Source organism: Microbispora catharanthi (assembly GCF_006334915.2).
Classification (GTDB): Bacteria; Actinomycetota; Actinomycetes; order Streptosporangiales; family Streptosporangiaceae; genus Microbispora; species Microbispora catharanthi.
This window is the reverse complement of record NZ_VDMA02000013.1, coordinates 23,890-36,690: the sequence shown is the minus strand read 5'-3', so window position 1 is coordinate 36,690 and position 12,801 is coordinate 23,890. Positions and strand designations below refer to the sequence as shown.

General features: G+C 71.9%; 12 protein-coding genes. 3 read left to right on the top strand and 9 right to left on the bottom strand.

Annotation, left to right across the window (positions count from 1 at the left end; translation table 11 throughout):
* Positions 1-2 precede the first annotated feature (2 nt).
* Together FH610_RS23530 and FH610_RS23525 are read right to left on the bottom strand one after the other, a co-directional pair.
* A complete protein-coding gene (locus tag FH610_RS23530; protein ID WP_139576808.1) occupies positions 3-725 on the bottom strand; it encodes a Mut7-C RNAse domain-containing protein in 723 nt (240 codons plus the stop codon).
* Positions 726-753: 28 nt separating this feature from the next.
* Positions 754-1,224, bottom strand: coding sequence for a MarR family transcriptional regulator (locus tag FH610_RS23525; protein ID WP_139576807.1), 471 nt, complete (start codon positions 1,222-1,224; stop codon positions 754-756).
* Positions 1,225-1,293: 69 nt separating this feature from the next.
* On the opposite strand from FH610_RS23525, the gene FH610_RS23520 reads away from it, so the two are divergent.
* Complete coding sequence (locus tag FH610_RS23520) at positions 1,294-2,169, top strand: alpha/beta fold hydrolase (RefSeq protein WP_205825997.1); 876 nt, start codon at positions 1,294-1,296, stop codon at positions 2,167-2,169.
* 1 nt (position 2,170) lies between these two features.
* Here the strand turns inward: FH610_RS23520 and FH610_RS23515 are convergent, their stop codons facing one another.
* Both FH610_RS23515 and betA read right to left on the bottom strand, forming a co-directional pair.
* Positions 2,171-3,628 carry an aldehyde dehydrogenase family protein gene (locus FH610_RS23515; RefSeq protein WP_139576805.1) on the bottom strand — a complete coding sequence of 486 codons (1,458 nt, stop codon included), beginning with the start codon at positions 3,626-3,628 and terminating at the stop codon, positions 2,171-2,173.
* A gap of 1 nt (position 3,629) precedes the next feature.
* A complete protein-coding gene (gene betA / locus FH610_RS23510) occupies positions 3,630-5,264 on the bottom strand; it encodes a choline dehydrogenase (protein ID WP_139576804.1) in 1,635 nt (544 codons plus the stop codon).
* Between the two features lie 41 nt (positions 5,265-5,305).
* On the opposite strand from betA, the gene FH610_RS23505 reads away from it, so the two are divergent.
* The gene (locus tag FH610_RS23505) at positions 5,306-6,136 is read left to right on the top strand and encodes an IclR family transcriptional regulator (protein ID WP_420813732.1); all 831 of its coding nucleotides are present in this window, start codon (positions 5,306-5,308) and stop codon (positions 6,134-6,136) included.
* Positions 6,137-6,223: 87 nt separating this feature from the next.
* Here FH610_RS23505 and FH610_RS23500 read toward each other — a convergent pair whose 3' ends face one another.
* From FH610_RS23500 to FH610_RS23480, 5 genes are all read right to left on the bottom strand, one after another.
* Positions 6,224-7,390 (bottom strand): NAD(P)/FAD-dependent oxidoreductase, encoded by a 1,167-nt coding sequence (locus FH610_RS23500; protein WP_139576802.1) that lies wholly within the window; start codon positions 7,388-7,390, stop codon positions 6,224-6,226.
* A gap of 17 nt (positions 7,391-7,407) precedes the next feature.
* A complete protein-coding gene (locus tag FH610_RS23495) occupies positions 7,408-7,755 on the bottom strand; it encodes a bifunctional 3-phenylpropionate/cinnamic acid dioxygenase ferredoxin subunit (protein ID WP_079315939.1) in 348 nt (115 codons plus the stop codon).
* A gap of 259 nt (positions 7,756-8,014) precedes the next feature.
* Positions 8,015-8,359, bottom strand: coding sequence for an SPW repeat domain-containing protein (locus FH610_RS23490; protein ID WP_139576801.1), 345 nt, complete (start codon positions 8,357-8,359; stop codon positions 8,015-8,017).
* A gap of 189 nt (positions 8,360-8,548) precedes the next feature.
* Positions 8,549-10,996, bottom strand: a complete 2,448-nt coding sequence (locus FH610_RS23485; protein ID WP_139576800.1) for a M14 family zinc carboxypeptidase — start codon at positions 10,994-10,996, stop codon at positions 8,549-8,551.
* A gap of 226 nt (positions 10,997-11,222) precedes the next feature.
* Positions 11,223-11,885 carry an SDR family oxidoreductase gene (locus tag FH610_RS23480; protein ID WP_139576799.1) on the bottom strand — a complete coding sequence of 221 codons (663 nt, stop codon included), beginning with the start codon at positions 11,883-11,885 and terminating at the stop codon, positions 11,223-11,225.
* A 148-nt stretch (positions 11,886-12,033) separates the two neighbouring features.
* Here FH610_RS23480 and FH610_RS23475 point away from each other — a divergent pair, with 148 nt between their 5' ends.
* Entirely contained in the window at positions 12,034-12,801 is a 768-nt protein-coding gene (locus FH610_RS23475) for a bestrophin-like domain (protein WP_139576798.1), read from the top strand.

Genomic DNA, 12,801 nt, shown 5'->3' with positions numbered 1-12,801 from the left:
CGTTAACCGAGATGTACGAAGTGGAGGGCGCGGTCGACGACGGCGGCCAGGTTGCCGCCGTGGGCGCCGTGCCAGTAGATCCGGCCGCAGGCGAGGCAGCGGGCGAACTCGTCGTAGCTGCGCCGGGTCCCGGGCTCCAGCGCGTCCTCCACCTCCTCCTTGCCGACCGGCGCCAGCCGCCCGTTGCAGGCCGTGCAGCGGGTCCACGGAGCCAGCGGCGGCCGGAAGCGGCCGAGCACGTCGAGGAACTGGTCGTCCGGCCGGGCGCCGCGCACGTACGCGCCGAGCCGCAGCGACCGGCGCCGCAGGATGCCCCGGTCCTGCGTGAGCAGCACCCGGTCCTCGGCGTTGGCCTGCTCGATCAGGGCGTCGTCGTCCATGTCGTTGCGGTAGGCGGTGTCCAGGCCGACCAGTCGCAGCCGCCGCGCCAGCGTCCCCAGGTGGACGTCGAGGACGAACCGGCAGCCCGGCACGGCCTGCGGCCTGGGCGCGGCCGGCACCTCCACCACCTCGTCCGGGCCCGGCCGGTGCGACCGGCCGACCGGGCGGCCTCCGGCGAGCGGCTCGCCGATCTCGGTCAGCGGAACGCCCGCCGACTCGATCAGGTGGCCGAGCGAGGACGTCCCGTCGTACGGCAGGAGCACCTCGGGCCGCCGGTTGCGCGGTGCGAGGAAGATCCACAGCTCGGGCGAGAAGCGTACGGACACCTCCATGTTTCCCAGCATGCCCCCGCCGCAGGGGCGCGGCCGCCGGTCATGGGTCTTCCGTCGTCAACGCGTCCAGTGCCGTCTGGAGGAAGAGCCGCACCGCGGCCATGTGCCGCTCGTCGAATCCGGACAGGACCCCGACCGTGCTGTCGATGAGCGGGCCGAAGTAGCTCCAGCCCAGTTCCTTGGCGCGGTCCTCGACTCTCAGCAGGACCCGGCGCCGGTCCTTGACGTCGCGGACCCGGCTGACCAGGCCGAGCCGTTCGAGCCGGTCGACGACCCCCGTGGTGCCCGCCGAGTTCAGGCCCAGCCCGGCGCCGAGGAAACCGGCGGTGGCGTCGGTTCCGGCCCGCTCCGCGTCCAGCAGGCAGATGAGCGCCCGCACGTCGGTGACGTGCATGCCGTGCTCGGCCGCGAACTCCGCCTGCCGCAGGCCGTACTCCACCGCGACCGCCCGCAGCAGATGGAAGATCTCCATCTCCGGGCCCTCGCGCTCACCTGCCACCCCTGGCGCCATGGCAGCCCCTCCTCGGCCTATTATCTCGCTCAACGAGATTATCGCTCAGCGAGACATTACGGAGGCGTCTTGACGACCATCGACGACGCGTTTCTCGCGGCCTACGACGCCGTCCTGGCGGCGCGCTGGCCCGCCTCCACCGAGTCGGCCGAGATCCGCACGCCCTACGGCACGACCCACGTCAACTCCGTCGGCCCCGCGGACGCGCCGCCGGTGGTCCTCCTCCACGGCGGCGGGACCACCTCGACCGTCTGGTCCGATACGGCGAGGGCGCTGGGCACGGCCTACAGGGTGCATGCGGTCGACACCGTCGGCGAGGCGGGACGCAGCGTCGCCGGCGAGCGGGCGATCCGGACGCTGGGCGACCAGATGGCCTGGCTCGACGCCGTGCTCGACGCCGTGCTCGACGGATCGGGCACCTCAGCGGTGTCCCTGTGCGGCAATTCCTACGGGGCGTGGAGCGCCCTGCACTACGCGGCGCACGCTTCCGGCAGGGTGAGGGCGCTGGTCCTGGTCGACCCGACGAACTGCTTCATCGGCTTCTCCCGCCGCTACCTGCTGCGGGCCCTGCCGATGCTGCTCCGCCCGACCGTGGGGCGGCGCCGCGCGTTCCTCGAATGGGAGACCCGGCGCGCGGCGCTGGACGAGACGTGGCTCCGCCTCTACGACCGCGCCGCCGCCTTCCCCGCCGCCCGGCCCCTGACCGGTCCGCGTCCCGGCCCGGAGGCGCTGCGGGCGCTGCGGCTCCCGGTGCTGCTTCTCCTGGCCGAGCACAGCCGGGCACACGACATCGGCCGGGTGGCCGCCTCCGCCGCGGCGCTCCTGCCCCGCGTGGAGACGGCCGTGCTGCCCGGAGCCACCCATCACACCCTTCCCCTCGCGGCGCCGCCCGAGATGGACGCGCGCATCGAGGAGTTCCTCGCCGCGCACGGGCGGGACGACTGATTCAGGGGCGGAACCAGTGCTGGGGGCGAGGATCGGTGTTCTGCCAGATGTGCTTGATCTCGCGGTATTCGTTCAGGCCGGTCGGGCCGAGCTCCCGGCCGACGCCGGACTGCTTGAACCCGCCCCACTCCGCCTGCGGCACATACGGGTGGTAGTCGTTGATCCACACCGTGCCGTGCCGCAGCCGCCCGGCCACCCGCTGCGCCTTGCCCGCGTCCGTCGTCCACACGGCCCCGGCCAGCCCGTAGTCGGTGTCGTTGCCCAGGGCGACGGCCTCGTCCTCACCCGAGAATCGCTCCACCGTCAGCACCGGCCCGAACGACTCCTCGCGGACCACCCGCATGTCGCGGTGGCAGCCGTCCAGCACCGTCGGCGGGAAGAAGTATCCCTCGCCCTCCAGGCGCCGCCCGCCGCAGCGTAGTTTCGCGCCCTCCGCGATCCCCGCCTCGACGTACGCCTCGACCTTGGCCAGGTGCTCGGCCGAGATCAGCGGCCCGGTCTCGGCCTCGGGGTCGAACGGCCCGCCCAGCCTGATCCGCTCGGCCCGGCGCACCACCGCGTCCACGAACCTCTCGTGGACGGAGTCCTCCACCAGCAGCCGGGCGCCGGCCGAACAGACCTGCCCCGAGTGCAGGAACACCGCGGTCACGGCGAAGTCGACCGCGGTGTCGAAGTCCGCGTCGGCGAACACGATGTTGGGGTTCTTGCCGCCCAGCTCCAGGGCGACGCGCTTGACCGTCCGCGCGGCCGAGGCCATGATTTGCCGCCCGGTCGCCAGCCCGCCGGTGAACGACACCATGTCCACCGCGGGGTGCTCGGCCAGCGGCGCGCCTGCCTCCGCGCCGGCCCCGAGCACCAGGTTGCCCACCCCCGGCGGCAGGCCCGCCTCCTCAAGCAGCCGCATCAGCAAGATCGCGGTGGACGGGGTCAGCTCGCTCGGCTTGAGCACGAAGGTGTTCCCCGCCACCAGCGCGGGCGCCACCTTCCAGGAGGTCTGCAGCAGCGGGTAGTTCCACGGCGTGATCAGGCCGCAGACCCCGACCGGCTCGTACACCACCCGGCTGATCGCATCGGCGCGGCCGGTGTCGACCACCCGCCCGGCGTCGGTGCCCGCGATCCCGCCGAAGTAGCGGAAACTCGCGATCACGTCGTCGACGTCGTACTCGCTCTCCACCAGGCGTTTGCCGGTGTCCAGCGACTCCGCCCGCGCGATCTCGGCCTTGTCGCGCTCCAGCAGACCGGCCACCCGCAGCAGCAACGCCCCGCGCTCCCGCTCCGGCGTGCGCGGCCACGGGCCCTCGTCGAACGCCCGCCGGGCCGCCGCGATCGCGGCCTCCGTGTCGGCGCGGCCGGCCTCCGCGACGGTGGCCACATGCTGTCCGTCGGCCGGGCAGCGGATCTCGCGCCGGCCGCCCTCGGCCGCGTCGCGCCACTGCCCGCCGATGTACAGGTCCTTCATGTCAGGCGTCCTTCCTGTGCCGGTAGAACTCCGCCGGCTCGGGGGCCAGGGGAGTGTTACCGAGGATCAGGTCGGCCGCCTTCTCCGCGACCATCATCACCGGCGCGTAGATGTTGCCGTTCGTGACGTACGGCATGACCGAGGCGTCCACGACGCGCAGGCCCTCCAGGCCGTGCACCCCCATGGTCAGCGGGTCGACCACGGACATCTCGTCCACGCCCATCTTCGCCGTGCAGGAGGGGTGCAGCGCGGTCTCGCCGTCCTTCGCCACCCAGTCGAGGATCTGCTCGTCGGTCTCGACCTCCAGGCCGGGGGACAGCTCGCCGCCGTTGAACCCGTCCATCGCGGGCTGGTTGAGGATGTCGCGGGCCACCCGCACGGCCTCGACCCACTCGCGGCGGTCCTGGTCGGTGGACAGGTAGTTGAACCGCAGCGCGGGCTTCACCCGGGGGTCGGCGCTCTTGATCTTCACAGAGCCGCGGGCGTCGGAGTACATCGGACCGATGTGCACCTGGTAGCCGTGCCCGCCGGCCGGCGCGCTGCCGTCGTAGCGCACGGCGACCGGCAGGAAGTGGAACATCAGGTTGGGGTAGTCGACGTCCTCGTTGCCACGCACGAAGCCGCCGGCCTCGAAGTGGTTGGTCGCGCCGGGGCCCTTGCGCAGGAACAGCCACTGGGCGCCGACCATCGGCCGGTTGCGCCACTTCATCGCGGGTTGCATCGAGACCGGCTGCTTGCAGGCGTACTGGATGTAGACCTCCAGGTGGTCCTGGAGGTTCTCGCCGACACCGGGCAGGTCGTGGACCACGTCGACGCCGTGCGCCTTCAGATGGTCGGCGTCGCCCACGCCGGAGAGCTGCAGGAGTTGCGGGGAGTTGATCGCGCCGCCGCAGAGGACGACCTCCCCGGCCCGCACCCGCTTGCCGTCGAACTCGACGCCGACCGCGCGCTTGCCCTCGAAGAGGATCTTCGTGACGAACGCCCCGGTCTTGACCGTGAGGTTCGGGCGGTTCATCACCGGGTGGAGGTAGGCCCGGGCCGCCGACAGGCGGCGCCCGCGGCGTACGTTGCGGTCGAACGGCGCGAACCCCTCCTGGCGGTAGCCGTTCACGTCGTCGGTCAGCGGGTAGCCCGCCTGCTGCACGGCCTCGAAGAAGGCCTTGAACAGCGGATTCCTGGCCGGGCCGCGCTCCAGCACCAGCGGCCCTTCGTGTCCGCGCAGCGGATCCGACGCGTCGGCGGCCAGGCAGTTCTCCATGCGCTTGAAGTACGGCAGGCAGTGCGCGAAGTCCCAGGTCTCCATGCCCGGATCGGCGCCCCAGCGCTCGTAGTCCATGGGGTTGCCGCGCTGGAAGATCATGCCGTTGATGCTGCTCGACCCGCCGAGCACCTTCCCCCGGGCGTGGTAGATGCGCCGGCCGTTCATGTGCGGCTCGGGCTCGGACTCGTACTTCCAGTCGTAGAACCGGCTGCCGATGGGGAACATCAGCGCGGCCGGCATGTGGATGAAGACGTCCCACAGGTAGTCGGGACGGCCCGCCTCCAGCACGAGCACGCGGTTCGCGGGGTCGGCCGACAGCCGGTTCGCGAGAGCGCTCCCCGCTGATCCACCACCGACGATGACAAAGTCATACATGTCCGCCTCCCGGGCAGGATGATATTGATATGCGCAATAGAGTGCAGCATTCGCAACGTCACGCGTCGGACCCCGATCTCGTCGGGGCCGACGAGGCCGCCGTGCGGTCCGAGGGGAGCGGCGGCGTCCAGTCGGTGGACCGGGCCGTGACGATCCTGGAGATCCTCTCCCAGCGCGGCGAGGCCGGCGTGAGCGAGGTCGCCGCCGAGATCGGCGTCCACAAGTCCACCGCGTTCCGGCTCCTCGGCGCCCTCGAGGCCCGCGGCCTGGCGGAGCAGGCCGAGGACCGCGGCAAGTATCGCCTCGGCTTCGGCATCGTCCGGCTCGCCGCCGGGGTGGCCGCGCGCCTCGACCTCGTCCAGCAGAGCCGCCCGGTGTGCCGGCGGCTCGCCGAGGAGATCGGCGAGACCGTCAACATCGCCGTCGCGCGGTCCCACTACGCCATCAACCTCGACCAGGTGCGCGGCCAGGCGGCCGTGACCGCGCACAACTGGGTCGGCCAGCCCACCCCCCTGCACGCCACGTCGAGCGGCAAGGTCCTGCTCGCCCACCTCGACGAGCGGCGCCGCGAACGGCTCATCGCCGCCGCCGGGCTGGAGCGCTTCACGCCGGCCACGGTGACCGACGCCGCCGAACTGCGGCGGCAGCTCGACGAGGCGCTGCGGCGGGGCTACGCGGTCACCGTGGAGGAGTACGAGATCGGGCTGAACGCCATCGCCGCGCCCATCCGCTCCCACGAGGGCGAGGTGGTGGCGGCCGTCAGCGCCTCCGGCCCGGCCTACCGGTTCAGCGAGGAGCGCATGCGCGAGCTCGCGCCCGTGCTCGTCGCGGGCGCCGCCGACATCAGCCACCGTCTCGGCCACGCCGGGTGACCGGGGTCACCGCACGCCCGGTATCGGGAGACCCGACACCGGAAGACACGGCGCCGGAGGGACGTCCCCGACGGGACGTGACGGCGCTCATCGCGCCCCGGCGGGCTCGTTCACGCGGCGCCGCCACCGGGTGAACGAGCGCGGCTGGTCGACGCCGAGCACCGCGACCGTGCGGCCCTCCCGCCGGTAGACGGCCAGGAAGCGGCGGGACGCGAGGTCGCCCTCCTCGACGCTCACCTCGTCTCCCGGAAGCGTGTGCCCGGCGAACTGCACGCGCATGCCGTACTGGTCGGACCACAGGTAGGGCGGCGCGAGGGCGTCCGGAACGGCGGCGCCGCCGGATAGCAGCGTCTGCGCGGCCGTCGCGGGACGCCGCGCGGCGCCGGTCCAATGCTCCACGCGCAGGTGGGCGCCGAGAGCGGGGTCGAACCAGGCGGCGCAGTCGCCGACCGCGACGACTCCCGGCACGCTCGTCGCCCCGCCGGTGTCGCAGACGACGCCGTCGCCGACCTTCACCCCGCTGCCGTCGAGCCAGTCCACCGCCGGCCGCGCGCCGATGCCGACGAGCACCACGTCGGCGTCCAGGCGGCGCCCGTCCTCCAGCAGCACGCCGTCGACGCGGCCCTCGCCCGTCAGGCTCCGTACGGCGGCGCCGCAGATCAGGCGCACCCCGTGCGCCTCGTGCAGCCCGGCGAGCGCGGTGCCCATCTCGGGCCCGAGCGCGCGGGCGAACGGCGCGGGCGCCGCCTCGACGATCGTCACGTCGAGCCCGAGCGTGCGGGCGACGCAGGCGACCTCTGCGCCGATGAAGCCCGCCCCGATCACGACGAGCCGCCGGGCGGCGTCGAGATCGGCCCGCAGGGCCGCCGCGTCCTCGATCGTACGCAGCGTGTGCACGCCGGACAGATCGCCCCCGAGGGTGCGGGCGACCGCGCCGGTGGCGATCACCACGCCGTCGGCCTCGACCGCGGAGCCGTCGGCGAGCGCGATCCGCAGCGACCGGCCCTGTTCCAGCCCGGTCGCGGCGACGCCCAGGCGCCACTCGGCGTCGAGGTCCTCGCCGTCGCCCTCCAGGGCGAGGTCCACCGTCGTCATCCGGCCGGCGAGGAACTCCTTGGACAGCGGGGGCCGGTCGTAGGGGCGGTGCGCTTCGGCCCCGACGATCGTCAGGAGCCCGCCGAAGCCCTGGGCGCGCAGCGCGCGGGCCGCCGACAGCCCGGCGAGCGACGCGCCGACGATGGCGACGGATTTCACGGCACCCTCACGACGTCTCAGGCCGAACCGGTGCGGACGCCGGGCGGGAGGTTCGGCGGCAGGTCCGACGGCACGACGTAGACGGTCTCGTCCCGGACCACCACCTGGTGGGTGCGCACCGGCAGCTTCGCGGGAGGAGCGTCCACCCGGCCCGTGCGCAGGTCGAAGCGCGACGCGTGCAGGGGGCACTCCACCTCGCATCCTTCCAGCCACCCGTCCGCGAGCGAGGCGTCCTGATGCGTGCAGGTGTCGTCCACCGCGTACAGTTCACCGTCCTCGGTGTGAAAGACGGCGATCGGGGGATCTGTCTCGATTCGGAGGGCCTCACCCCTGGGCAGGGCGGCGAGGGGGCACGCAGGAATCATGCGGGAGTTTCCAGTTTCGTAAGGTGGAACAGGAAGCGCTATACGCAACAGATTGAGCGGAGATCGCGCCAAAGTCAAGGGGCGACATATCGCCTACGGGGTGATAAGCGCGACTCTGGTCCAGGCGCAGGTGAGGCCCCTGTTCATCGCTCCTGTCGACCGTGAGAACCGGAAAGGCCGGAAAGGCGTGCGGCCCCGCCGCCGGTCGCCGGAGGGGCGACAGGCGGCGGGGCCGCACGCGATGTCGGGGTGGGTGGGGTCAGGCGGCGACGGTCGTGCGGCCGCGCACCTGCAGGACGGTCAGCAGGCCGACGACGACGGTGACGGCGCCGGTGATCCAGGCGGTCCACGCCGAGGCGGAGTCGCCGTCGAAGCCGAACGCCCAAGGGGAGACGAACAGCAGGGCGCCGAACGCCGCGGTCACCCAGGAGCTGGCGCCGCCCGCGCCCAGGATGGACCACAGGGCGGAGACGACGAGCAGGGCGCCGAGAATGAGCAGTGGCTGCGTGGCCGCCTGGGCGTCGGCCCAGAAGAACGGTGCGAGCACCGCGACCAGCCCGGCGACGAGGGCGACGATGTCGGACAACGATCTCGTGAGATCCATCCGTGCCTCCGTACGGGGAGAGGTGACCTATGACCCGACGGTGTGCCTGATTGACCGCCCGGTCAACAATCCGCTACGTCAGGATTTCCTAACCCTGCGTCACCTCGTCCTGAACCATCCCCAGGGGCGAACGACGGTGGCCGCCGGCCGGGGAAGTCCCCGGCCGGCGGCCATCGTGGAACGCGACGGTCAGGGCTTGCCGCCGACCGTGACGGTCTCCTTGCCGTAGTTCTTGCCGTTGCCGTCCGGCTTGTAGTTCTTCTCGACGTTGCCCGCGAGGTCCATGGCGAACCAGTGCACCTCGGTGGTCTTGTCGATCGAGATCTTCGCGGCGCCCTCACGCATGCCCGAAGAGGTCAGCTTGGGCGAGCTCAGCGTCGGCCGGCTGCCGTCGAGGGTGTAGTAGACGTTCGCCGGCTCGTCCACATTGAAGGTGAACGTCGTCGAGGTGTCGGTCCTGCCGGTCACCACGAGCGTCGAATCGGGCCGTTGCCTGTCCTTGTCGTAGGCGCGGGCGACCTCGAGGATGCCGATCTGGCCGTTGGAGAACTCCATCGCCTCCTCGTGGCCCTCCTCGAATGGAGGCTGGAAGCCGACCGCGAGGTACTGCTTGGTCGCCTGGTCGTAGACGTCGGCGCCGACCTCGAAGTCCCAGCCGATGATGCCCTTGTTGTACCAGAACTCGTCGGCGCTGTTGCCGGCCGCCGAGTACAGCACGTCGATCACCGGGCCGGTGCGTCCCGGCCAGATGGCCGTGCCGCGCCAGCCCTGGACGGCGGACAGGATGTGGGTGGAGGCGTTCCAGAAGTACTCCTCCGTGCCGAGGTCCGTCCGCGGCAGCGTCTCCCGTCCCGCGGTCTTGTACGCCCCGGGAGGCCACATGAAGTAGCCGCCGTAGGAGTGGGTGTTCATCGCGAACTTGATGTTCGGGAACTTCTCCGTGAGCCACACCTCGTTGCGTGTCTCCGGCTCCGACAGCTCCGCCGGCCCGGCGAAGGTGTCGCTGGTGCAGGTGGTCGAGCCGCCGTTGTATCCGTCGCGGACGCTGCCCACCGAGAAGTTGCGGTTGAGGTCGACGCCCCAGGAGTTGCGCCGCCCCGGGTCCGCCGCGTCGGCGGCGCAGTAGTTGACCATGTTCCTGCGCTGCATGTTGTAGTCGTACATCGAGTAGTGGGCGCCGTCGGGGTTGATCGTCGGCACGATGAAGATGTCGAGATCGTCCACCAGCTTCCTGGTGTCCGGGTCCTGCGCGTAGTTGCGCAGCAGCCGCTCGGCGGTCTCCACACAGGTGATCGGGGTCACCCACTCGCGGGCGTGCTCCTGGCAGTAGAGGAACACGCCGGTCTTCGAGCCGTTCCGGCTCTTGCCGATGCGCAGCGCCTTCATCTGGAACGGCTGACGCGAGACGCTCGCCGGCGCCTTCAGGTTGTCGGTCAGCTTCGTCGCCGGGGCCGCCGCCACCACACCGGTGCCCGTGCTGGTCCGGTAGAGGCTCGCGGTCAGCAGCGCCGAAGCGGCGGAGCTGCCGTTCAGCGCGGCGACGACCTGGGAGGCCGTGCTGGTGACCGTGCCGGAGGCGTCCGTGGCCAGGTTGACCGTCACGTCCTTGCCGTTGACGGCGACGGAAAGCGGGGCCGAGGCGGTCCCGGGGTTCACCAGCGCGACGCCGACGTCGTTGCCGCCCTCGCTGCCGTACGCCTTGGACGTCACGTAGAACGTGCTCGCCAGCGCGCTCCCCGAGCCCGTGCCGAACTGCGCCTGCGCCTGGCGGCGGTAGCCGTTCGTCTTGTTCGGCAGGTCGACGATCTCCGAGATCTTCGGGAACTCCTTGGACAGCGCCACGATCCGGCCGGTGACCTCGGTGGGGTCCATGTAGTGGTCGACGAAGTCCTGCACGTAGTGCTTGCTCGGCGCCTTGCGCGGCTCGCCCAGCCACTTCGTCACCGGCACGGTGATCGAGCCGCCCCGGTTGCTGGTGATGGTGACCGTGGTGGGGGCCGCCGTGATCGGCAGCGGCGCGTTGAACCGGTGGTACATGTACTGCCCGGCGTCGGTGAAGCGGGACATCGTCGCCGTGCCGCCGGAGTCGGGGGCGGTGCCGGGGCCGCTGTCCCAGGTGGCGGTGAGCACGGTCTGGGCGTCCGTCGCGCTCGTCTTCACCTCCACCGAAAGGAAACGCTGATCGTCGAGGCTGGTGAACCACTCGGCGCGCAGCGGTGTGAGCGTGTCGGTCTCGGTCGCGTCGGCCGACGCGGAGGCCAGCGCCTGGCGCCGCTCGGCCAGGTTCGCGGCGTAGTCGCTCTGGTCGGAGATGGCGTCGCGGACGTCGAAGCCCTGGTCGCGCAGGCTCCGCGCCTCGTCGGGGCTGAGCACGGCGTGCACCTCGACGCCGCCGTCGACGGGCTTGCTGTACTCGGCCAGGTCGACGCCCAGGGCAACCAGCTTGTCCACGCCCGACTGGTCGGCGACGACGACGCGCATCAGCGCGACGCCGTTCTGCGCGGTGCTGGACGCCCGGTCGGGCGGGACCGGATCGGGAGAGGGACCGGCGAGCGCAGGGAGGGCGTTCAGGGTGATCGCCAGGGGGAGTGCGAGTGCGGCGGCGTAGCGCCGCGCCCTGCGGGGAGAGCTCCTCATCGAGTTTCCTCCATCTGGCGTGCCGTCCGGGAAGGGGGGTCAGCCCGGAACGGATCACGCGAGGTCGAGGGAAGTCTTTGTCACCCCGAAAAAGTCGTCAAGGTGCACGAACCCCCCAAATTCGGGATTTTTCCGCAACGAGATGGCTTAGTGCCTGATTGGGTATTTAGCGCCTCTTGTCATGTGGGGCCGATATGAGTAACGGTCCCGGGGAGGCCTTTCTCCGTCACCGCATCAGCACGAGCCGTACGGCCTCGGCGACGGGCACGCCTCCGCCGATGAGTTCGAGGACGCGATGCCGCGTCTCCGGGGCGTCGATCAGCGCGGCGATCACGGCGGCGACGTCGTCGCGCGGCACCGCCCCGGAGGGAAGCGGCGGATCGGCCAGCGTCACCAGGCCGGTCCCCGGCCCGTCGGTGAGCCGCCCCGGCCGCAGGATCGTCCAGTCGAGCGGGCGGGCGCGCAGGTCCTCCTCCGCTGCCGTCTTCGCGGTGATGTAGGCCGTCCAGACCTCGTCGCTCCCCGGCGCGGGCGGCGATCCCGCGCCCATCGAGGAGATCTGGATGAAGCGGGAAACGCCGGCCCGTCCGGCCGCGTCGGCGAGCAGCACCGAGGCGCCCTGGTCCACCGTGAACTTGCGCGCGGCGCCGCTGCCGGGCCCCGCCCCGGCCGCGAAGACGACGGCTCCGGCTCCCCGCAGGATCTCGGCCACCTTCTCCGGCGCGGTTCGCTCCAGGTCGCACAGCACCGCCTCGGCGCCGGCGGCCTCCACGTCCGCGACCTGATCCGGGTCGCGGATCAGCCCCACCGGCGCGTCGCCCCGCCCGCTCAGCAGGCGTGCCAGCCGAAGGGCGATCTTCCCGTGTCCGCCCGCGATCACCACGCGCATGCGCTCACCTCCGCGCCGATCCTGCCACGACCCCTCCAGGCCGCCGGGGCAGGCCGCGCCGTCACTTGCCCGTCTTCGCTGGTCAATGGTTACTTCTTGTGATAGTCATGTCACTACTAGTAATCAGCAAAGTGTCTGTGGAGATGACATGCTCATGGGCGTACTCGCGGTCGCGGCGGCCGTCGGGCTGGTGGCCGTGGCGGCCCTTCTGTTCCGCGCGCTGGGCCGGGGCGCCGACGATCGCGATCCCGGCGGCGCGTCCGCCGGTCACGCCGGGTCGATGCTCTCCTCGCTGTTCCTGCTCGTGTTCGCCATCGCGATCGTCGTGCCGTGGACATCGGCCGACTCGGCGCGGCAGAACACCTACTCGGAGACCCAGGCGCTCGTGGAGGCCTACTGGGCCGCCGCGCCGCTCCCCGCCCCCGACGCCGCCCAGGTGCGCGAGGGACTGCGCGAGTACGCGAGATACGTCCTCGAGGACGAGTGGCCGCAGATGGCGGCCGGGCGCCTCGGCACCGAGGGGACGGCGCGGCTGGAGTCGCTGCGCGCCCGCGTGACCGAACTGCCGGCCACGACCGACGAGGCGCGCGACGCGAAGGACGCGGTGCTGGAGCGGATGGCGGACCTGTTCGCCGCCCGCCGGCAGCGCGCCGCCGACGTCGGCACCGCGCTGCCTCCCGGCGTCATGCTGCTGACGGTCCTCACGGGCGTCCTCGTCGTCGTCTTCCCGTTCCTGGCCGGGGCCCGTCCCCGGGGGCTCACGCTCGTGCCGATGACGGCGATGGCGGTCCTGCTCGGCGTCGGCGTCTATCTCGCCTGGAACATCTCCCACCCCTTCAGCGGTGGCCTGGCGGTGAAGCCCGACGCGTTCGTGAGCGCCCTGCACGAGTTCCAGCGGATCCCCGAGGGCCGCTGA